This is a genomic window from Streptomyces sp. NPDC001668 (assembly GCF_042893155.1).
Classification (GTDB): Bacteria; Actinomycetota; Actinomycetes; order Streptomycetales; family Streptomycetaceae; genus Streptomyces.
The window spans coordinates 246,355-266,278 of record NZ_JBIAUQ010000012.1 but is presented as its reverse complement, the minus strand read 5'-3'; the positions used below and the strand labels follow the sequence as shown (position 1 = coordinate 266,278).

Genomic DNA, 19,924 nt, shown 5'->3' with positions numbered 1-19,924 from the left:
CCCTGCCGTTCTCTTCGGACCTTGAGGGGAACATGATGTCCCGCTCTCCTGTGAGGGTGCCATAAACGTGGCCGCGCCCGGCTCTGAGCAGCCGGTTCGGTAGGGTCGGCCGCGATGCACAAGACCCTGATCGTGACGAACGACTTCCCGCCCCGCCCCGGCGGCATCCAGGCGTTCCTGCACAACATGGCGCTGCGCCTCGACCCCGAGCGCCTGGTCGTCTACGCCTCCACCTGGAAGCGGAGCCGGGAGGGCGTCGAGGCCACCGCCGCCTTCGACGCCGAGCAGCCCTTCACCGTCGTACGGGACTCCACGACCATGCTGCTGCCGACACCCGGGGCGACCCGCAGGGCCGTGGGGCTGCTGCGGGAGCACGGCTGCACGTCGGTGTGGTTCGGGGCGGCCGCGCCGCTCGGGCTGATGGCGCCGGCGCTCCGGAGGGCGGGTGCCCGGCGGCTGGTCGCCACGACCCACGGGCACGAGGCCGGGTGGGCCCAACTGCCCGCCGCGCGGCAGCTGTTGGGGCGGATCGGGGAGTCGACCGACACGATCACCTATCTCGGTGAGTACACCCGGTCGAGGATCGCCACCGCGCTGAGCCCGCAGGCCGCCGCACGGATGGCGCAACTGCCGCCGGGGGTCGACGAGAAGACCTTCCATCCGGGTTCGGGCGGCGACGCCGTGCGGGCGCGGCTGGGGCTGACGGACCGGCCGGTCGTCGTGTGCGTGTCCCGGCTCGTGCCGCGCAAGGGGCAGGACACGCTGATCCTCGCCCTGCCGCGGATCCTCGCGAAGGAGCCCGACGCCGTGCTGCTGATCGTCGGCGGCGGCCCTTACGAGAAGGACCTGCGCAGGCTCGCCCACGAGACGGGGGTCGCCGCCTCGGTCCGCTTCACCGGGGCCGTGCCCTGGGCGGAGCTGCCCGCGCACTACGGCGCCGGGGACGTCTTCGCGATGCCGTGCCGGACTCGCCGGGGCGGGCTCGACGTGGAGGGGCTCGGGATCGTCTACCTGGAGGCCTCGGCCACCGGACTGCCCGTCGTCGCCGGGGACTCGGGCGGCGCCCCCGACGCCGTGCTCGACGGCGAGACCGGCTGGGTCGTGCGCGGCGGTTCCGTCGAGGAGGCCGCCGAGCGGATCACCGTCCTCCTCGGTGACGCGGAACTGCGGAGCCGCATGGGGGAGCGGGGACGGGAGTGGGTCGAGGAGAAGTGGCGCTGGGATTTGTTGGCGGAGAAGTTGAAGACGTTGCTCTAGCCGGAGGCCGATAATCCGCCGATGCTGCGCGCATGACAGTAAAACTGATGCAGCGTCAGCTGACTAGACGTCAGATCCTTGGTATGGCCGCCCTCCAGACGGCGGCCACTCTCGGCTTCACCCGCGTCGGGCTCCAGTCGGCCCACGCGGACGAGCCCGCCGCGGTCGAGTCCGCCCCCGCGATCGTCGTCGGCTCGGGCTACGGCGCCTCCGTCGCCGCCCTCCGTCTCGGCCAGGCCGGCATCCGCACCCTCGTCCTGGAGATGGGCCGGCTCTGGAACACCGCGGGGCCCGACGGAAAGGTCTTCTGCAACACCGCCAACCCCGACCAGCGCTCCATGTGGTTCCGCAACCGCACCGAGGCCCCGCTGGCCACCTTCCTGTGGCTGGACGTCGTCAACAAGGACGTCAGCCCCTACCCCGGCGTCCTGGACCGGGTGCACTTCGACCACATGTCCGTCTTCGTGGGCCGCGGAGTCGGCGGCGGCTCCCTGGTCAACGGCTCGATGGCGGTCACCCCGCTCCAGTCGTACTTCGCCGAGCAGTTCCCGACCGTCGACACCGCGGAGATGTACGGCACGTACTTCCCGCGCGCCCGCGCCATGCTCGGCGTCAACACCATCGACCCGGCCTGGTTCGAGTCCACCGAGTGGTACAAGTTCAGCCGGGTCTCCCGCAAGCACGCCCAGAACACCGGCCTGAAGACCACCTTCGTACCCAGCGTCTACGACTTCGGCTACATGCAGCGCGAGGCCGCCGGCACCGCCACCAAGTCCGCCCTCGGCCAGGAGGTCATCTACGGCAACAACTACGGCAAGAAGAGCCTCGACAAGTCCTACCTCGCCTCCGCGCTCGGCACCGGCAACGTCACCATCCACACCCTGGAGAAGGTCACCGGGATCAGCCGGGCGAGCGACGGCAGTTGGGTGCTGACCGCCGAGCGCATCGACTACACCGGCGCGGTCGTCGAGACCAAGCAGTACGGCTGCACCTATCTGTTCCTCGGCGGCGGCAGCCTGGGGACGAGTGAACTCCTGCTCCGGTCAAGGCAGTCGGGGACGCTCCCGGCGCTGGACGCGAGCGTCGGGGCGGGCTGGGGGCCCAACGGCAACACGATGCTCGGCCGGGCCAACCACCTGTGGGACACGGTGGGCGCCAACCAGTCGACCATGCCGGTCATGGGCATCGACGACTGGGCCAACGCCGACAACCCCGTCTTCGCCGAGATCGCGCCTTTACCCACGGGCCTCGAGCACTGGGTCAGCCTGTACCTGGCGATCACCAAGAACCCGCAGCGCGCCAGATTCTCGTACGGCAGCGGGGGGTTGAGCCTCGACTGGAGCGCCGCACAGAGCGCGGTCTCCTCCGGCATGGCCAAGAAGCTCTTCGACCGGATCAACTCCGCCAACTCGACCATCTACCGGTACGACCTCTTCGGCTCGTCCGACAAGGTCTTCGCCGACGACTTCACCTACCACCCCCTGGGCGGCTGCGTGCTGGGCAGGGCCACCGACAACTACGGCCGGGTGAAGGGCTATTCGCGGCTGTACGTCACCGACGGCTCGCTGATCCCCGGCAACATCGGGGTGAACCCGTTCGTCACCATCACCGCGCTCGCCGAACGCACGATGGCGCGGGTCCTCGTGGAGGACACCGCGCCATGACACCTCGTCAGAAGGCGTACTACTTCGCGTAGATCGCCTCGATCTCGGCCGCGTAGTCCTTCGCCACCACATTGCGCTTCAGCTTCAGCGACGGCGTGAGGTGGCCCGTCTCCTCCGTGAACTGGGAGGACAGAATGCGGAACTTCCGCACCGATTCCGCCTTCGACACCGCGGCGTTGCCGTCGTCGATCGCGGCCTGGATCGCCGCGTTCAGGTCCGCGTCCCCGGCCAGCGACGCCGCGGTGGAACCCGCCGGCTTGCCGTGCTCCTCGGCCCAACGGCCCAGGAACTCCTCGTCGATGGTGACCAGCGCGCCCACGAACGGCCGCCCGTCGCCCACCACCATGCACTCCGCGACCAGCGCGTGCGCCCGGATGCGGTCCTCGATCACGGCCGGAGCGACGTTCTTGCCGCCCGCGGTGACGATGATCTCCTTCTTGCGGCCGGTGATCCTGAGGTAGCCGTCCTCGTCGAGGGTGCCGATGTCACCGGTGTGGAACCAGCCGTCCATCAGCGCCTCGGCGGTCGCGGCCTCGTTGTTCCAGTAGCCCTTGAACAGGTGCTCCCCGTGCAGCAGCACCTCGCCGTCGTCCGCGATCCGGATCACCGAGCCCGGCAGCGGCTGCCCGACGGTGCCGATCTTCGTGCGGTCCCAGGGGTTGAACGCGGTCGCGGCGCACGACTCGGTCAGGCCGTAGCCCTCCAGGACCGTGAAGCCGATACCGCGGAAGAAGTGCCCGAGGCGCTCGCCCAGCGGGGCGCCACCGGAGATCGCGTACTCGCCGCGACCGCCCAGCACGGCCCGCAGCTTGCTGTAGACCAGCTTGTCGAAGGTCTTGTACTTGATCTTCAGACCGAGTGACGGACCCGACGGGGTGTCCAGCGCCTTGCTGTAGGCGATCGCCGTGTCGGCGGCCTTGTCGAAGATCTTGCCCTTGCCGTCCGCCTGCGCCTTGGCGCGCGCCGAGTTGTAGACCTTCTCGAAGACGCGCGGGACACCGAGGATCAGCGTCGGCCGGAAGGCCGCCAGTTCGTCGGTGAGCTGCTTGATGTCCGGGACCATGCCCAGCTTGATGGGCGCCATCATCGGCGCGATCTGCACCAGCCGGCCGAAGACGTGCGCCAGCGGCAGGAAGAGCAGGACCGAGCACTCGCCGGTGCGGAACAGCGGGCGCAGCCGCTCCACGATGTTGCCGCACTCCGCGAAGAAGCTGCGGTGGGTCAGCACACAGCCCTTGGGGCGGCCGGTGGTGCCGGAGGTGTACACGATGGTCGCCGGGTCGTCGGCCTTCGCCAGCGAGCTGCGCTCCTCGACGGCCGCGTCGCTGATGTCCTTGCCCGCGCGAACCAGTTCCTCGACCCCGCCGCCCTCGATCTGCCAGACGTGCTTGAGCGCGGGCAGCTGCTCGCGCACCGACTCCACGGCCGCGCTGTGAGCGTCCAGCTCCACGACACACGCGGTCGCGCCCGAGTCGGAGAGGATCCACTGGATCTGCTCCGGCGAACTGGTCTCGTACACCGGCACGGTGATCGCGCCCGCGCTCCAGATCGCGAAGTCGAGCAGCGTCCACTCGTAGCGGGTACGGGACATCAGGCCGACCCGGTCGCCCGGCTGGACGCCGGAGGCGATGAGCCCCTTGGCGGCGGCGTGCACCTCGGCCAGGAAGGCCGTGGCCGTCACGTCCTGCCACTGACCGCCCACCTTGCGGGCGATGACGGCGACGTCGGGATGCTGCGCGGCGTTTCTACGGACGATGTCGGTGAGATTGCCGTCCGCAGGGACCTCGTACAAAGCCGGAAGGCTGAACTCGCGCAAGACTGCTGCTCCTCATAGGGCGCCGGCGCCACGACGTTGTGTGATGCGACGGTCGGTCCAAGGCTCGGGCAGTGCTCAGGTTTTCAGTGGTTGAACGCTGAGCACGACTGGACTGCCCGGACGTTACCCGCCGGTATGGCTTCTTCGACAGGGGGTCCCGGCGAGATGTTCGCTGCGTCACACGAAATTTGGGGTTCTTCGCGCACAGTAGTCCACCTGCTGACTGACTGGCCAGTAACCGCAGGCCCGGGCGGCACTGTTCACGTATGCCGCACAGGCTTACTCTTGATCGTCATGGCACCCACACCGGCCGGAAACCGGAAGACACGCGTACATGTGGTCAGCGATGTGCACGGCAACGCCCGTGACCTGGCCAGGGCCGGCGAGGGTGCCGACGCCCTGATCTGCCTCGGTGACCTGGTGCTGTTCCTGGACTACGCCGACCACTCGCGCGGGATCTTCCCCGACCTGTTCGGAGTGGAGAACGCGGACCGCATCGTGGAACTGCGCACCGCCCGGCGTTTCGAGGAGGCGCGGGAGCTCGGCGCCCGGCTGTGGGGCGGGATCGGCGCCGACCGGGGCTCCGTGATCGAGAAGGCCGTACGCAAGCAGTACGCCGAGATGTTCGCCGCGTTCCCGACACCGACGTACGCGACCTACGGCAATGTCGACATGCCGCTTCTGTGGCCGGAGTACGCCGGACCCGGTACGACCGTGCTCGACGGTGAGCGGGTGGAGATCGGCGGCTGGACGTTCGGCTTCGTCGGCGGCGGCCTCAGGACGCCCATGCGGACGCCGTACGAGATCAGCGACGAGGAGTACGCGGCGAAGATCGAGGCGGTCGGCGAGGTGGACGTGCTGTGCACCCACATCCCGCCGGAGGTGCCGGAGCTCGTCTACGACACCGTCGCCCGGCGGTTCGAGCGGGGCAGCCGGGCGCTGCTGGCCGCGATCCGGCGCACCCGGCCGCGGTACTCCCTGTTCGGTCATGTCCACCAGCCGCTGGCCCGGCGGATGCGGATCGGTTCGACGGAGTGCGTGAACGTGGGGCACTTCGCCGGGAGCGGGAAGCCGTGGGCGCTGGAATGGTGAGTCCGTCCGCGCGGTAGCCTTCACGCTGCACAGACGTGCGTACCACCCCTTCCTCACCGGATTATCTGGAGGAGCCACGGCGATGGCGGAACACACCAGTTCGAGCATCACGATCGAAGCTGCGCCGGCCGACGTCATGGCCGTGATCGCCGACTTCGCCCGCTACCCGGACTGGACGGGTGAGGTGAAGCAGGCGGAGGTCCTCTCGACGGACGCGTCCGGCCGCGCCGAGCAGGTCCGGCTGGTCATGGACGCGGGCGCGATCAAGGACGACCAGGTCCTCGGCTACACGTGGACCGGCGACAACGAGGTCTCCTGGACGCTGGTCAAGTCCCAGATGCTGCGTCAGCTCGACGGGTCGTACGTGCTGAAGCCGGCCGGTGCCGGTTCGACGGAGGTCACGTACCTGCTGACGGTCGACGTCAAGATCCCGATGCTCGGCATGATCAAGCGCAAGGCGGAGAAGGTCATCATCGACCGGGCGCTGGCGGGGCTCAAGAAGCGGGTGGAGTCGGGGCAGTAGGGGTTCACCGGTTCGCTGTCGGCGGCGGGCCGGTGGGGGCTGATCGCACAGTTCCCCGCGCCCCCAAGAAGGTGGGTGCCGGCCAGGCAAGCGGCAACCGCACCCACCCAGGGGCGCGGGGAACTGCGCGACCAGCCACGACGCACCCGCAGCCGAGTCCGTTACGGTTCACCCCTATGCGCACCATCCTGATCACGGGCCCTGGCGGCAGTGGCCGTACCACCATCGCCGCCGCCACCGCGCTCGCCGCCGCCCGCGAGGGAACCCGCACCCTCCTCCTCAGCGCCGACCGCACCGACACCCTCGGCGTGATCCTCGGCGCACCGACGGGCGCGAACCCCGTCGAGGTCTCCGAGAACCTCACCGCCTGGCGCCCCGACGCCACCGCCGGATTCCGGGACGACCTCGCCGCCTTCCAGGACCGTGCCTCCCACGTGCTCGACCTGCTCGGCGCCTCCCGCCTCGACCCCGAGGAGGTCACCCCTCTCCCCGGCGCCGAGGAACTCACCCTCCTGCGCGCCCTGCGCGACGCGGCCCTCTCCGAGCGCCATGAGCTGCTGGTCGTGGATCTGCCGCCCACCCCGCAGGCCCTCGCCCTCCTCTCCCTCCCCGAGGAACTGCGCCGCTACCTGCGCCGGCTCCTGCCCGCCGAGCGCCAGGCGGCCGCCGGCCTGCGCCCCGTCCTCGGACGGCTCGCCGGCATCCCCATGCCCTCGGAGTGGCTGTACGAGACCGCCGCCCGCTGGGACACCGAACTCGGCGCGGTCCAGGCCGTCCTCGCCGACCGGCAGGCCGTGCTGCGACTGGTCGCCGAACCCGGCCCCGCCGGCACCGACGCCGTACAGGCCGCGAGCCTCGCCCTCGCCCTGCGCGGCCTGCGCCCCGACATCCTGGTCGCCAACCGCGTCGTACCGGAGGACTGGCCCGCGGGACTCGTCGCCCAGCAGCGCAAGGCCCTGGAGGAGTGGCAGGAGTCGTACGCCGTCCATGCCGTCCCGCATCTCGGCCGCGACCCGCGCGGCACCGACGATCTCACCGCGCTCGCCGTCCCCGACGTCAACGACACCACCTCCACCGTCGAGTGGCCGATCGCGGACCGCCTCGCCGAGGACGGCGTCCTCGTGTGGCACATCCCGCTGCCCGGTGCCCTGCGCGACGAACTGGACCTGATCCGGCGCGGCGACGAACTCCTCGTCAGCGCGGGGCAGTTCCGCCGGATCGTCCCGCTGCCCTCCGCCCTGCGCCGCTGTGCCGTCGCCGGCGCGGCACTGCGCGAGGGCGAGCTGCGGATCCGGTTCGCGCCGGACCCGGATCTGTGGCCCCGGACCCCGTGAACCGCGTACGCCCATTCGGGTAACGTCGTAGAGACGAACCGTAGTCAGGAGGTCGTCATGAGCGAAGAGCTCCCCCCGTCCGACGCCGCGGACCGCGAGCCCGTGGACGCCGTGGACGAGGTACGGGCGACCGACGCCGACGCGTGGGCGACGGCGGTCGCGGAGGACCTCGCGGCGGAGAAGGCCCGCCGCCGCACCCAGTACGGCCCGCCCCCGGGCTCGGCCGCCGAGGAACTGCGCAAGCTCGTCGACAACGTCGCCGAGAAACTGTCCGGTCTCCAGTCCCCGCTGCTCGGGGGCATCGCCGGACCAGCCGCCCAGCAGGTGGTCAAGCAGGTCGTCCAGCAGGCCAAGGCAGCGGTCGAGCCGGTCATCGAGCGCAACCCGGACGTCTTCGACCACCTCGCCGCCGCCGGTGGCGAACTCCTCGCCGCGTACCGCTCCGCGGTCCAGGCGCAGGAACAGCGCTGGAGCCGGCGGGACGACACCCTGCGCGACAAGGGCGAGGACCCCGGTCCCGAACGCATCGACTTGGACTGAAACCCCCTGACGGCAGGGCCTCGGGTACGGTTGGCCGTAGCGGGGCTCGACCGAAACTGAGGGATTCATGGGACTCACCATCGGCGTCGACATCGGCGGCACGAAGATCGCGGCCGGCGTGGTCGATGAGGAAGGCAACATCCTCTCGACCCACAAGGTGCCGACCCCGGGCACGGCCGAAGGCATCGTGGACGCGATCGCCTCGGCGGTGGAGGGCGCGCGCGCCGGGCACGACATCGTGGGCGTGGGTATCGGTGCGGCCGGATACGTCAACCGCCAGCGCTCGGAGGTCTACTTCGCCCCCAACATCCACTGGCGCAACGAGCCGCTGAAGGAGAAGGTCGAGACCCGTGTCGGCCTTCCGGTCGTCGTGGAGAACGACGCCAACGCGGCCGCGTGGGGCGAGTACAAGTTCGGCGCGGGCAAGGGCCACCGCAACGTCATCTGCATCACGCTCGGCACCGGCCTCGGCGGCGGCATCATCATCGGCAACAAGCTGCGCCGCGGACACTTCGGCGTGGCGGCCGAGTTCGGCCACATCCGGATGGTCCCGGACGGCCTCCTGTGCGGCTGCGGCTCGCAGGGCTGCTGGGAGCAGTACGCCTCCGGGCGCGCCCTGGTGAGGTACGCCAAGCAGCGCGCCAACGCCACCCCGGAGAACGCCGAGATCCTTCTCGGCCTCGGCGACGGCAGCCCCGACGGCATCGAGGGCAAGCACATCTCCATGGCCGCCCGGCAGGGCGACCCGGTCGCCGTCGACTCCTACCGCGAACTCGCCCGCTGGGCCGGCGCGGGCCTGGCCGACCTGGCCTCCCTCTTCGACCCCTCCGCCTTCATCGTCGGAGGCGGCCTGTCCGACGAGGGCGAACTGGTCCTGGACCCGATCCGCAAGTCGTACAAGCGCTGGCTGGTCGGCGGCAACTGGCGCCCGGTCGCCGACGTCATCGCGGCCCAGCTGGGCAACAAGGCGGGCCTGGTGGGCGCGGCGGACCTGGCGAGAGAGCCCGACCCGATCATGTGACGGTCACTTTTCCTTCGGAGGGGCGCGGGGAACCGCGCCCCTCCGTCTTGGGCGTACATTGATCCACATGGTTCCGGTCAAGGTCCTGAGCTACAACATCCGCTCCATGCGCGACGACACCGACGCTCTCGCCCGGGTCATCAGCGCCTGCGCACCCGACCTCGTACTGATCCAGGAGGCCCCCCGCTTCTTCCGCTGGCGCAAGAAGCTGGCGAGGCTGGCGTCGGCCTCCGGACTGGTCATCCTCACCGGCGGCGGCACCGCGGCGGGCCCCGCGATCCTCTGCGACCTCCGCGCCACCGTGGAGCGCACCGAGGACGTCCTGCTCCCCCTCACCCCAGGCGAGCACCGCCGGGGCTTCGCCACCGCCGTCGTACGGTTCGGCGGCGCCAGGCTCGGTGTCCTGAGCTGTCACCTGTCCTTGCGGAAGGACGAGCGGTACGACCAGGCGGGCCTGCTCCTCGACCGCCTCGCCGGGATGGGTGTGGACCACGTCGTCGCGGGCGGCGACCTCAACGAACGCCCCACGGGCCCCGCCTTCTCGCGCATCGCGGACAGCCTTCAGGACTGCTGGGCGACCAGTCCCACCGGCGGCGAACTCACCTGGACCCGCACCGAACCCCACCGGCGCATCGACGCGATCTTCGCCGGCAAGGGCATCGAGGTGGTCGGCTGCGGAGTCCCCCTCGGCCTTCCCGGCATCACCGAGGCAGACCTGAGGGCGGCCTCCGACCATCTCCCGGTCCTGGCCACCCTCGGAGTCCCAGCGAACTGAGCCGGACTAGACCACGGCACCCCGGCCGGGGTCGTCGGTGTCCTCGTCGTCCGTCCGCATCCGCGTCACCAGGGTGACGAAGCCGCCGAGGAACCCGCCGATCCCCACCGTGGCCAGCCACCACGTCATCTCCCAGCCCAGCAGCACCGAGAGCAGCAGCAGGAGCGGACCGCCCAGCACCCCCAGCCAGGCGAACTTCGCGGTGGTGTCGGCGGCGGGCAGCGGCGGCGGCTCCGGCGGCACGAAGTGCCCCTCGTCGTCCTCCTCGAAGTCGTCCTCGGAGGGCTCGGGGGAGCTGTAGTCACGCGGCCCGACGCCGGGCGCGAAGGCGACGGAGCCGCCCAGCGGCTTCGCGGGCTTCTCGTCCTTCTTCGGCGCGTCCTTCTTGGGCTGGGTCTCGGTGACCGCCGGCTCGTCGTTCGTCTCGGTCTCCAGCAGCGCGAGATCCTCGACGGACTTGAACGGCTTGGTGCCCGGCGGGTCCGGCGGCTCCTCGCCGTACCCGGCGACGATGGCCGCCCACGCGGCCTCCTCGTCGAACGGGACGCCCTGTTCGTCCGGCTCGTGACCCTCGTGGCCCTCGCGGCCCTCACGGTCGGAGTCGTGCTCAGCCACGGGCGGCCGTCCCTTCACTGCCGATGCCGGTGGTGTGCCGGCCGATGAACGCGAGGCTCTCGTCGAAAATCCGCTCCGCGTCATGGTCCAACGTCGCCACGTGGTAGCTCTGTTCCAGCACGATCTCAGTTACGTCCGTGGAGGACACCCGGCTCAGCACGCGCGCGGAGTCGGCCGCCGGCACCACATGGTCCTGCGTGCTGCGCAGCACGAGGAGCGGCTGGGTGACCTGCGGCAGCTCGCCGTCGACCTGCCGGAAGAAGGTCCGCAGGGAGTGCGCCGCGTGCAGCGGCACCCTGTCGTACCCGAGCTCGACGCTGCCCTCCTTCTTGATGTCACTGGCGATCCCGGGCGCCGTACGGACGAAGTGGCGGGCCACCGGAAGGGCGTACGGCGCGAGGCCGTGCATGCGGTTCGCCGGGTTGACGACGACGACACCGCTCACCGCGTCCCCGTGCTTGGCGGCCAGGCGCAGGGCCAGGGTGCCGCCCATGGAGAGGCCGGCCACGAACACGGAGGTGCAGCGCTCGCTGAGGGCGCGCAGCTCGCGGTCCACCTCGGCGTACCAGTCCTGCCAGCCCGTCAGGGCCATGTCCTGCCAGCGGGTCCCGTGCCCGGGCAGCAGCGGCAGGGAGACCGTCAGGCCGTGCTCGGCGAGGTACTGGGCCCAGGGACGCAGCGACTGGGGGGAACCGGTGAAGCCGTGGCAGAGAAGGACACCGGCCTCCCCGCCCTCATGGCGGAACGGCTCGGCTCCGGGGAGGACCGGCACCTAGGTCTCCTGTTCATGAAAGAAGCGTGAGCAAGTCCAGGTGAGGTTCACCGTACGCGACCGCACTGACACCGACCAGGGCCGTCGGACTGTTTGACAGGGCTCCGGGTTAAGGTCTGATCCACGGACTCAGGAGGCACTCGGTTGTTGTACGGCACGATGAAGGTCGCCATCGGCGGGCCGCTGAAGGTCGCCTTCAGGCCCTGGGTGGAAGGCCTCGAGAACATTCCCGCCTAGGGCCCCGCCATCCTGGCGAGCAACCACCTGTCGTTCTCCGACTCCTTCTTCCTGCCCGCGGTCCTCGACCGCAAGGTCACCTTCATCGCGAAGGCCGAGTACTTCACCACGCCCGGCGTGAAGGGCCGCCTCACGGCCGCCTTCTTCAAGGGCGTCGGCCAGCTCCCGGTGGACCGCTCCGGGGCGCGCGGCGCGGGCGAGGCGGCCATCAAGAGCGGCCTCGACGTCCTGGAGCGCGGTGAGCTGTTCGGCATCTACCCCGAGGGCACCCGCTCGCCCGACGGCCGCCTCTACCGCGGCAAGCCCGGCGGTCTCGCGCGCGTGGCGCTCGCCAGCGGCGCCCCGGTGATCCCGGTCGCCATGATCGACACCGAGAAGATCCAGCCGCCCGGCAAGGTGATGCCCAAGCTGATGCGCCCGGGCATCCGCATCGGCGAGCCCCTGGACTTCAGCCGCTACCAGGGCATGGAGCACGACCGCTTCGTGCTGCGCGCGGTGACCGACGAGGTCATGTACGAGATCATGAAGCTCTCCGGCCAGGAGTACGTCGACATCTACGCGACCGCGGCCAAGCGGCGGATCTCGGAGGCGGCCAAGGCCGAGAAGGCGGCCAGGGCGGCTGCCGCGAAGGCCGACGCCGCTGTCGCGAAGGCCGAGGAGGACAAGCCCGGCGGCTCCGCGTCCTAGGATCCTGGGACACGGCAGTCCGGGGCGGGGTGGGGGAGAGGGCCATGGCCAAGCAGGTACGCGTCATGCGCATGTCGGTCGAGCAGCCGCTGTGGCGTGCCCTGACCGGGTACCGCGTGCTCACCATGCTCTACGCGGTCGGGCTCTTCGCCACCGCCTACGACGAGTACGACCGGCCCGGCATCGCCATCGCCTACTACGTCGTCCTGTGCGTGTGGACGCTCGCCACGCTGCCCCGCGTCCAGAACGCGGCCGCGTGCACCAAGCGCTTCCTCGCCGTGGACCTCGCCATCGCGGTCACCGGGATCGTGCTGACCCCGCTGGTCGTCACCGACCACCACATCGACAGCGGCGGCTCCACCCTGCCGTCGATATGGACCGCCGGTTCCGTCCTGGCGTTCGCCATCAAGGGCGGCTGGCGCTGGGCCGCGCTCGCCTCCACGCCGGTCGCCGTCGCCAACCTGATCGAGCGCGGCCACCCGGCCCGCGACACGGTCCACAACGTGATCCTGGTCTGGGTCGCCTCCATCGCCATCGGCTACGTCGTCGAGGTCGCCCGCGCCTCCGAGCGCACCCTCGCCCGCGCCCTGGAGATCGAGGCGGCGACCCGGGAGCGGGAGCGGCTGGCCCGGGACATCCACGACAGCGTCCTCCAGGTGCTCGCCATGGTGCAGCGCCGGGGCGCGGTCCTGGGCGGCGAGGCGGCCGAGCTGGGCCGCATGGCCGGCGAGCAGGAGGTCGCGCTGCGCACCCTGGTCTCCGGCGGCCTGACATCGGTGTCCCGGGTGTCCGACGACGTGACCCAGGGAGCCGTCGTCCACGTCGTCGACGACGAGCCGGACGGCGGGTCGGTCGACGGGCCGCTCGACCTGCGGGCGCTGCTCACCCCGTACGCCTCGGCGAAGGTCTCGCTCGTCGAGCCCGGCGCCCCCGTCCCGCTGCCGCCGCCCGCCGCCCGAGAGCTGGCCGCGGCCGTGGGGGCCGCCCTGGACAACGTGCACCGGCACGCCGGTGAGCAGGCGCGCGCGTGGATCCTCGTCGAGGACGAACCCGACGAGGTGATCGTGACCGTACGGGACGACGGACCCGGCATCCCGGAGGGGCGGCTCGTGCAGGCCGAGGGCGAGGGGCGGCTCGGAGTGGCCCAGTCGATCCGGGGCCGGCTGCGCGACCTCGGCGGCAGCGCCGAGCTGATCTCGCCTCCGGGGCAGGGCACGGAGGTCGAACTGAAGGTACCGAAGGTCTCACGGGGGAAGGCAGGACAGCGATGAGTGACAAGGACCCGATCAAGGTCATGGTGGTCGACGACCACCCGATGTGGCGTGACGCGGTGGCCCGGGACCTGGCGGAGGCCGGGCTCGACGTGGTCGCCACCGCGGGCGACGGCGACCAGGCCGTACGCCGGGCCAAGGCCGCCGGGCCCGACGTACTGGTCCTCGACCTGAACCTGCCGGTGAAGCCGGGCGTCCAGGTCTGCAAGGAACTCGTCGGCCACAACCCGGCGTTGCGCGTCCTCGTGCTGTCGGCGAGCGGGGAGCACGCCGACGTCCTGGAAGCCGTGAAGTCGGGCGCCACCGGCTATCTGCTGAAGTCGGCGTCGACCGCGGAACTCCTGGACGCGGTCCGCCGCACGGCCGTCGGTGACCCCGTCTTCACCCCCGGCCTCGCCGGACTGGTCCTCGGCGAGTACCGCCGCCTCGCCTCCGACCCCGCGCCCACCACCGACCCCGACCAGCCGAAGGCCCCGCAGCTCACCGAGCGCGAGACCGAGGTGCTGCGCCTGGTCGCCAAGGGCCTGAGCTACAAGCAGATCGCCGAACGCCTGGTCATCTCCCACCGCACGGTCCAGAACCACGTCCAGAACACCCTCGGAAAGCTGCAACTCCACAACAGGGTGGAACTGGTTCGGTACGCCATAGAACGAGGCCTCGACGACGAGTGAGACGGGCGTCACACTGACCCTTCGTCAGGCACCTGCGGCGAAGGGAACTGTCCATGCGCGTCGGAGTACTGACCGGAGGCGGCGACTGCCCCGGCCTCAACGCCGTCATCCGGGCCATCGTCCGCAAGGGCGTTCAGGAGTACGGCTATGACTTCACCGGCTTCCGGGACGGCTGGCGGGGGCCGCTGGAGGACGCCGCCGTCCCCCTCGACATCCCGGCCGTGCGCGGCATCCTGCCCCGCGGCGGCACCATCCTCGGCTCCTCCCGCACCAACCCGCTGAAGCGGGAGGACGGCATCCGGCGGATCCAGGAGAACCTGGCCGCGCGGGAGGTCGAGGCGCTCATCGTGATCGGCGGCGAGGACACGCTCGGTGTCGCCGCGGAGCTTTCCGAACGGCACGGTGTGCCCTGCGTCGGCGTACCGAAGACCATCGACAACGACCTCTCCGCCACCGACTACACCTTCGGCTTCGACACCGCGGTCGGCATCGCCACGGAGGCCATCGACCGCCTGCACACCACCGCCGAGTCCCATATGCGGGTCCTGGTCTGCGAGGTGATGGGCCGTCACGCCGGCTGGATCGCCCTGCACTCCGGCCTGGCGGGCGGCGCCAACGTCATCCTCATCCCCGAGCAGCGCTTCGACATCGAGCAGGTGTGCGCCTGGATCACCTCCCGCTTCAGGGCGTCGTACGCCCCGATCGTGGTCGTCGCCGAGGGCGCCATGCCGAAGGACGGCGACGTGGTCCTCAAGGACGAGTCACTCGACTCCTTCGGGCATGTGCGGCTGTCCGGGGTCGGCGAGTGGCTGGCCAAGCAGATAGAGAAGCGCACCGGCAAGGAGGCCCGCACGACCGTTCTCGGCCACATCCAGCGCGGCGGCACCCCCAGCGCCTTCGACCGCTGGCTCGCCACCCGCTTCGGGCTGCACGCCATCGACGCCGTGCGCGACGGCGACTTCGGCACGATGGTCGCCCTGCGCGGCACCGACATCGTGCGGGTGCCGATCGCGGAGGCCACGGCACGGCTGAAGACGGTGGATCCGAAGCTGTACGACGAGGTCGGGGTGTTCTTCGGCTGAACCGGCAACCCGGGGTTGTGGGCCGTATATTCGGCCCATAACCCACCAGAACGGGAGCCGGTTCGTGGAGATTCTTGCCTTCGGGGTCCAGGCGGACGAGAAGCCCTTGATCGAACGGGCGTTCAAAGGTCACCACGAGGTCCGCTGCCTGGACGTCTTCCTCAACGAGGACACCGCCCCCATCGCGACCGGCTACGAGACCGTCTCCACCAGCGTCAACGCCGAGCTCGGCGCCCGCGTCCTGGAGGTCCTCGCGGCGGGCGGCACCCGGATGATCGCCCAGCGCTCCACCGGCTACAACAACATCGACCTCACGGCGGCCGAGCGCCTCGGCCTGACGGTCGCCCGGGTCTCGTACTACTCGCCGTACTCGGTCGCCGAGTTCGCCTGGACCCTCGCCATGGCCGTCAACCGCCATGTCGTGCGCGCCTCCACGCGCACGCGTGACTTCGACTTCCGGCTCGACGGGCTGATGGGCCGCGACATGCACGGCCGCACCGCGGGCGTCCTCGGCACCGGCAAGATCGGCGAGGCCTTCACCCGGATCGCCCACGGCTTCGGCATGCGCCTGCTCGGCTGGGACGTCGCCGAGAACCCCGTCTGCCGGGAACTCGGCATGGAGTACGTCCCCAAGGAACAGCTCCTCGCCGAGTCCGACCTGATCACCCTGCACGTCCCGCTGATGCCGGAGACCACCCACCTCCTCGACGCCGCCGCCCTCAAGGCGATGAAGGACGACGCGATCCTGGTCAACTCCAGCCGCGGCGGCCTCATCGACACCGCGGCCCTCGTCGCCGAACTGCGCGAGGGCCGCTTCGCCGGCGTCGGCCTGGACGTGTACGAGGCGGAGGCGGGCCTGTTCTACGTCGACCGGTCCCTGGAGGCCATCGAGGACGACACCCTGGCCCGCCTGGTCACCTTCCCCAACGTCCTGGTCACCTCCCACCAGGCGTACTACACCGAGGACGCCGTCGGCCAGATCATCGACGCCACGGTGAACAACGTCCTCGACTACAAGGCGGGCCGCCGCTCCGAGAACGTGCTGGTGCCCCGCAGCTGAGCCATCAGCTCCCGTACGACGGCGGCGCCGTTCAGCGTCAGGACCGACTCGGGGTGGAACTGCACGCCGGCGAAGCCCGGCCCGCGCAGGGCATGGACCTCGTGCGTGCCGCTCCGGCTCACCTCGACGTCCTGCGCGGCAAGCTCCCGGGCGGCCTCGTCGTCGCAGCGCGCCACGAAGCTGTTGTAGAAGCCGACCGTCTCCGCCCGCCCGAACAGGTCGAGGGTCGTCTGCGCCCCCTGGTACGGCACCTCCTTGCGGACGATCTCCAGCCCCAGCTCGGCCGCGATCAGCTCGTGCCCGAGGCAGACGCCGAGCACGCCGTGCCGGTGGTTCCCGATCACCTCGGCGGTCAGGGCCCGCAGGAACCGCATCTTCGGGTCGGTCTCGTCGGAGGGGTCCCCCGGGCCGGGGCCCAGGACGACCGGGCCCTCGTGCGCGAGCACCGCCTCCCTGAGACCGGGCTCGTCATAGCGGCGCACGGTCACCTCCAGGCCGCCCGACCGCAGCACGTGCGCGAGCATCGCCGTGAAGGTGTCCTCCCCGTCGACGACCAGGGCGTGCCCGGTCAGCTCCTTCAGGGGCTCCTGCATCCGCAGCCAGAACGGGGCGAGGTGCGCGCGGCGCCCGTCGAGCGCGGCACGCACGCGTGGGTCCTCGGCGAGACTCACACGCGCGTGCTCCGCACGGGGCCGGGACGGCCGTACGCCGAGAGCCGCCAGCACTCCCGCCGCCTTCGCGTGGGTCTCCGCGACCTCGCTCACCGGGTCCGAACCGCGCACGAGGGTCGCGCCGACCGGGACCTTCAGCCGCCCCTCGGCGGAGATGTCCGCCGTGCGGATGAGGATGGGGGAGTCCAGGGTCTGCGCCCCGCCAGATCCTTCCCGCCCGCCACCCGCGTACCGGCCGAGCAGCGCCAGCGCGCCCGCGTAGTAGCCGCGCCCGCCGGCCTCGTGCCGCTCGATGACCCGGCAGGCGTTCTGCACGGGCGAGCCGGTGACGGTGGCCGCGAACATGGTCTCCTTCAGGACCTCCCGCACGTCCAGCGAGGACTTGCCGCGCAGTTCGTACTCGGTGTGCGCGAGATGGGCCATCTCCTTCAGCCGGGGCCCGATCACCACCCCGCCCATGTCACCGACCGTGCACATCATCTTGAGCTCCTCGTCGACGACCATCGACAGCTCCTCGATCTCCTTGCCGTCGGCGAGGAAGTCCAGCAGGTGCTCGGGGGTGGGGCCCTCGGCGGGATAGCGGTACGTCCCGCTGATCGGGTTCATGACGACGGTCCCGCCGCTCATCCGGACGTGCACCTCGGGGCTCGCGCCGACCAGGGTGCGCTCACCGGTGTGCACGACGAAGGTCCAGTACGCGCCCCGCTCGCCCACCAGGAGCCGCCGGAACAGCGCGAGGGCGTCCGCGCGGGAGAACCCCGGGATCTCGCCCTCGTAGGTCCGCCGGATCACGAAGTTGGCGCCCTCGCCGCGCCCGATCTCCTCGCGCAGGACCCGCCCGACGATCCCGGCGTACTCCTCGTCGGGCACGTCGAAGCCGCCGTTCTGGACGCGGACGTCGTGGGCGGGAAGCTGCGCGAGGGCGTCGGAGAGGGAGAGCGTGTGGGTCTCCTCGGGCGTCAGCACGGCGAGCGGCGTCCCGTCGTCCCGCACGTCGAAACCGCGCTCGCGGATCTGGCGGAAGGGGACGAGCGCCAGGCCCTCGTCGGGGAGATCGGCGAGACGGTCGTAGGTGCTGACCGGGCCGAGCAGCACCTCCACGGTGTTCTCGTCGTGCCCGGGGGTGCGGCGGCGCAGCAGGGCGAACGGACGGTCGTCGTGCACGAGCTGTGTCAGGTCCATGGTTCCTCAGCTGTCGATATAGCTGTCGATGTAGCTGTCGATGACTCGATGTCGGTGAGGAACGACCCCGGAAACGCCGAAGGCCGCCCCTCGGGCGGCCTTCGCGAAGTCTTGCGTACGCGCAGTCAGTGGGCCGCCGGATGAGCGGTCCACCACCAGTTCTGGGTCGAAAGCGCGAACATGCGACGCACCCTACCCCACGTCCGGCCCGCGTCCCGTGTGTCTCATTTGCTGGGCACGACGCTGGAGCCATGACACGACCCCGTAATGTTGACGTCGTGACCGTGAACGCTAAGACCAGCGCGAGCGCTGGCAACACCTGGCGAGACCTGCCCGCGGCGCAGCAGCCCGAGTACCCCGACACCGAGGCTCTGCGCGCAGTGATCGCGGACCTCGAGTCGTATCCGCCGCTCGTCTTCGCGGGCGAGTGCGACCAGCTGCGCGCCCGGATGGCGGCCGTCGCCAAGGGAGAGGCGTTCCTCCTCCAGGGCGGCGACTGCGCCGAGGCCTTCGACGCCGTGTCCGCGGACCACATCCGCAACAAGCTCAAGACCCTGCTCCAGATGGGCGCCGTGCTGACGTACGCCGCCTCGGTGCCGGTCGTGAAGGTCGGCCGCATCGCCGGCCAGTACTCCAAGCCGCGCTCCAAGCCGACCGAGACCCGCGACGGCGTGACGCTGCCGACCTACCGCGGCGACTCCGTCAACGGCTTCGACTTCACCGAGGCCGCCCGGATCCCGGACCCCGAGCGCCTGAAGCGGATGTACAACGCGTCCGCCTCCACGCTCAACCTGGTGCGCGCCTTCACCACCGGCGGCTACGCCGACCTGCGCCAGGTGCACGCCTGGAACCAGGACTTCGTGAAGTCGTCCCCCTCCGGCCAGCGCTACGAGCAGCTCGCCCGGGAGATCGACCAGGCGCTGAACTTCATGCGGGCCTGCGGGACCGACCCGGAGGAGTTCAAGACCGTCGAGTTCTACTCCTCGCACGAGGCGCTGCTGCTGGACTACGAGTCGGCGCTCACCCGCGTGGACTCGCGCACCGGGCGGCTGTACGACGTCTCCGCGCACATGGTGTGGATCGGTGAGCGCACCCGGCAGCTGGACCACGCGCACATCGAGTTCGCCTCGCAGATCCGCAACCCGATCGGCGTCAAGCTCGGCCCGACGACCACGGCCGAGGAGGCGCTGCAGTACATCGAGCGCCTGGACCCGGACCGCGAGCCCGGCCGGCTGACCTTCATCGTGCGCATGGGCGCAGACAAGGTCCGCGACAAGCTGCCCGAGCTGGTCGAGAAGGTCACCGCCTCCGGCGCGACCGTCGCCTGGATCACCGACCCGATGCACGGCAACACCTACGAGGCGGCCTCCGGCCACAAGACCCGCCGCTTCGACGACGTGCTCGACGAGGTCAAGGGCTTCTTCGAGGTCCACAAGGGCCTCGGCACCCACCCGGGCGGCATCCACGTCGAGCTCACCGGTGACGATGTCACCGAGTGCGTGGGCGGCGGCGACGAGATCTTCGTCGACGACCTGCACCAGCGCTACGAGACGGCCTGCGACCCGCGGCTCAACCGCAGCCAGTCCCTCGACCTGGCGTTCCTCGTCGCGGAGATGTACCGGGACCAGTGAGTCCGTGAGACGGATGTGGGGCG

General features: G+C 70.7%; 18 protein-coding genes and 1 pseudogene. 14 read left to right on the top strand and 5 right to left on the bottom strand.

The genetic code is table 11. The annotated features are described in order from the left end of the window. Window positions 1–114 precede the first annotated feature (114 nt). Together ACFYZ8_RS31620 and ACFYZ8_RS31615 are read left to right on the top strand one after the other, a co-directional pair. Window positions 115–1,257 (top strand): glycosyltransferase family 4 protein, encoded by a 1,143-nt coding sequence (locus tag ACFYZ8_RS31620; RefSeq protein WP_359029406.1) that lies wholly within the window; start codon window positions 115–117, stop codon window positions 1,255–1,257. An 83-nt stretch (window positions 1,258–1,340) separates the two neighbouring features. Further along, the gene (locus ACFYZ8_RS31615) at window positions 1,341–2,921 is read left to right on the top strand and encodes a GMC oxidoreductase (RefSeq protein ID WP_388542326.1); all 1,581 of its coding nucleotides are present in this window, start codon (window positions 1,341–1,343) and stop codon (window positions 2,919–2,921) included. Between the two features lie 19 nt (window positions 2,922–2,940). Here ACFYZ8_RS31615 and ACFYZ8_RS31610 read toward each other — a convergent pair whose 3' ends face one another. Next, entirely contained in the window at window positions 2,941–4,737 is a 1,797-nt protein-coding gene (locus ACFYZ8_RS31610) for an AMP-dependent synthetase/ligase (protein WP_388542328.1), read from the bottom strand. Between the two features lie 336 nt (window positions 4,738–5,073). On the opposite strand from ACFYZ8_RS31610, the gene ACFYZ8_RS31605 reads away from it, so the two are divergent. The 6 genes from ACFYZ8_RS31605 to ACFYZ8_RS31580 all read left to right on the top strand — a co-directional run bounded on the left by ACFYZ8_RS31605 (window position 5,074) and on the right by ACFYZ8_RS31580 (window position 10,022). Further along, the gene (locus ACFYZ8_RS31605) at window positions 5,074–5,829 is read left to right on the top strand and encodes a metallophosphoesterase (RefSeq protein ID WP_359029719.1); all 756 of its coding nucleotides are present in this window, start codon (window positions 5,074–5,076) and stop codon (window positions 5,827–5,829) included. Window positions 5,830–5,911: 82 nt separating this feature from the next. After that, complete coding sequence (locus tag ACFYZ8_RS31600; RefSeq protein WP_062024808.1) at window positions 5,912–6,352, top strand: SRPBCC family protein; 441 nt, start codon at window positions 5,912–5,914, stop codon at window positions 6,350–6,352. 176 nt (window positions 6,353–6,528) lie between these two features. Beyond that, window positions 6,529–7,686 (top strand): ArsA family ATPase, encoded by a 1,158-nt coding sequence (locus ACFYZ8_RS31595; protein ID WP_388542330.1) that lies wholly within the window; start codon window positions 6,529–6,531, stop codon window positions 7,684–7,686. 57 nt (window positions 7,687–7,743) lie between these two features. Next, the gene (locus ACFYZ8_RS31590) at window positions 7,744–8,226 is read left to right on the top strand and encodes a DUF5304 family protein (protein ID WP_359029409.1); all 483 of its coding nucleotides are present in this window, start codon (window positions 7,744–7,746) and stop codon (window positions 8,224–8,226) included. Window positions 8,227–8,293: 67 nt separating this feature from the next. Continuing rightward, entirely contained in the window at window positions 8,294–9,247 is a 954-nt protein-coding gene (locus ACFYZ8_RS31585; RefSeq protein WP_007381458.1) for an ROK family glucokinase, read from the top strand. 67 nt (window positions 9,248–9,314) lie between these two features. Then, entirely contained in the window at window positions 9,315–10,022 is a 708-nt protein-coding gene (locus tag ACFYZ8_RS31580) for an endonuclease/exonuclease/phosphatase family protein (RefSeq protein WP_359029410.1), read from the top strand. 6 nt (window positions 10,023–10,028) lie between these two features. On the opposite strand, the gene ACFYZ8_RS31575 is transcribed toward ACFYZ8_RS31580, so the two are convergent. Beyond that, window positions 10,029–10,637, bottom strand: a complete 609-nt coding sequence (locus ACFYZ8_RS31575; protein ID WP_359029411.1) for a hypothetical protein — start codon at window positions 10,635–10,637, stop codon at window positions 10,029–10,031. Then, complete coding sequence (locus ACFYZ8_RS31570; RefSeq protein ID WP_388542333.1) at window positions 10,630–11,409, bottom strand: alpha/beta hydrolase; 780 nt, start codon at window positions 11,407–11,409, stop codon at window positions 10,630–10,632. Before ACFYZ8_RS31570 ends, ACFYZ8_RS31575 begins: the two co-directional genes overlap by 8 nt. Before the next feature lie 144 nt (window positions 11,410–11,553). Between ACFYZ8_RS31570 and ACFYZ8_RS31565 the strand changes: the two are divergent. The 5 genes and pseudogenes from ACFYZ8_RS31565 to ACFYZ8_RS31545 all read left to right on the top strand — a co-directional run bounded on the left by ACFYZ8_RS31565 (window position 11,554) and on the right by ACFYZ8_RS31545 (window position 16,417). Beyond that, window positions 11,554–12,333 (top strand): annotated as a pseudogene (locus ACFYZ8_RS31565) (lysophospholipid acyltransferase family protein). 44 nt (window positions 12,334–12,377) lie between these two features. Then, window positions 12,378–13,604 carry a MacS family sensor histidine kinase gene (gene macS / locus ACFYZ8_RS31560; protein WP_388542334.1) on the top strand — a complete coding sequence of 409 codons (1,227 nt, stop codon included), beginning with the start codon at window positions 12,378–12,380 and terminating at the stop codon, window positions 13,602–13,604. Further along, on the top strand, window positions 13,601–14,275 hold the full coding sequence (locus ACFYZ8_RS31555) for a response regulator transcription factor (protein WP_359029415.1): 675 nt from the start codon (window positions 13,601–13,603) through the stop codon (window positions 14,273–14,275). Before macS ends, ACFYZ8_RS31555 begins: the two co-directional genes overlap by 4 nt. 53 nt (window positions 14,276–14,328) lie before the next feature. Next, a complete protein-coding gene (locus tag ACFYZ8_RS31550) occupies window positions 14,329–15,357 on the top strand; it encodes a 6-phosphofructokinase (protein ID WP_388542336.1) in 1,029 nt (342 codons plus the stop codon). Between the two features lie 64 nt (window positions 15,358–15,421). Further along, window positions 15,422–16,417 (top strand): 2-hydroxyacid dehydrogenase, encoded by a 996-nt coding sequence (locus tag ACFYZ8_RS31545; protein WP_388542337.1) that lies wholly within the window; start codon window positions 15,422–15,424, stop codon window positions 16,415–16,417. Here the strand turns inward: ACFYZ8_RS31545 and ACFYZ8_RS31540 are convergent. Beyond that, window positions 16,369–18,270, bottom strand: coding sequence for an anthranilate synthase family protein (locus ACFYZ8_RS31540; RefSeq protein ID WP_388542339.1), 1,902 nt, complete (start codon window positions 18,268–18,270; stop codon window positions 16,369–16,371). The genes ACFYZ8_RS31545 and ACFYZ8_RS31540 overlap by 49 nt on opposite strands. Before the next feature lie 125 nt (window positions 18,271–18,395). Next, window positions 18,396–18,452, bottom strand: coding sequence for a trp operon leader peptide (locus ACFYZ8_RS31535; protein WP_078912442.1), 57 nt, complete (start codon window positions 18,450–18,452; stop codon window positions 18,396–18,398). 96 nt (window positions 18,453–18,548) lie between these two features. On the opposite strand from ACFYZ8_RS31535, the gene ACFYZ8_RS31530 reads away from it, so the two are divergent. Next, on the top strand, window positions 18,549–19,901 hold the full coding sequence (locus tag ACFYZ8_RS31530; RefSeq protein WP_388542341.1) for a class II 3-deoxy-7-phosphoheptulonate synthase: 1,353 nt from the start codon (window positions 18,549–18,551) through the stop codon (window positions 19,899–19,901). The last annotated feature ends 23 nt before the right edge of the window (window positions 19,902–19,924 follow it).

What these genes read in the sequence shown, in the direction of transcription:
- ACFYZ8_RS31620 (WP_359029406.1), top strand. Translation starts at nt 115, where the DNA reads ATGCACAAGACCCTGATCGTGACGAACGACTTCCCGCCCCGCCCCGGC.
- ACFYZ8_RS31615 (WP_388542326.1), top strand. Translation starts at nt 1,341, where the DNA reads ATGGCCGCCCTCCAGACGGCGGCCACTCTCGGCTTCACCCGCGTCGGG.
- ACFYZ8_RS31600 (WP_062024808.1), top strand. Translation starts at nt 5,912, where the DNA reads ATGGCGGAACACACCAGTTCGAGCATCACGATCGAAGCTGCGCCGGCC.
- ACFYZ8_RS31595 (WP_388542330.1), top strand. Translation starts at nt 6,529, where the DNA reads ATGCGCACCATCCTGATCACGGGCCCTGGCGGCAGTGGCCGTACCACC.
- ACFYZ8_RS31590 (WP_359029409.1), top strand. Translation starts at nt 7,744, where the DNA reads ATGAGCGAAGAGCTCCCCCCGTCCGACGCCGCGGACCGCGAGCCCGTG.
- ACFYZ8_RS31585 (WP_007381458.1), top strand. Translation starts at nt 8,294, where the DNA reads ATGGGACTCACCATCGGCGTCGACATCGGCGGCACGAAGATCGCGGCC.
- ACFYZ8_RS31580 (WP_359029410.1), top strand. Translation starts at nt 9,315, where the DNA reads ATGGTTCCGGTCAAGGTCCTGAGCTACAACATCCGCTCCATGCGCGAC.
- macS (WP_388542334.1), top strand. Translation starts at nt 12,378, where the DNA reads ATGGCCAAGCAGGTACGCGTCATGCGCATGTCGGTCGAGCAGCCGCTG.
- ACFYZ8_RS31555 (WP_359029415.1), top strand. Translation starts at nt 13,601, where the DNA reads ATGAGTGACAAGGACCCGATCAAGGTCATGGTGGTCGACGACCACCCG.
- ACFYZ8_RS31550 (WP_388542336.1), top strand. Translation starts at nt 14,329, where the DNA reads ATGCGCGTCGGAGTACTGACCGGAGGCGGCGACTGCCCCGGCCTCAAC.
- ACFYZ8_RS31540 (WP_388542339.1), bottom strand. Translation starts at nt 18,270, where the DNA reads ATGGACCTGACACAGCTCGTGCACGACGACCGTCCGTTCGCCCTGCTG.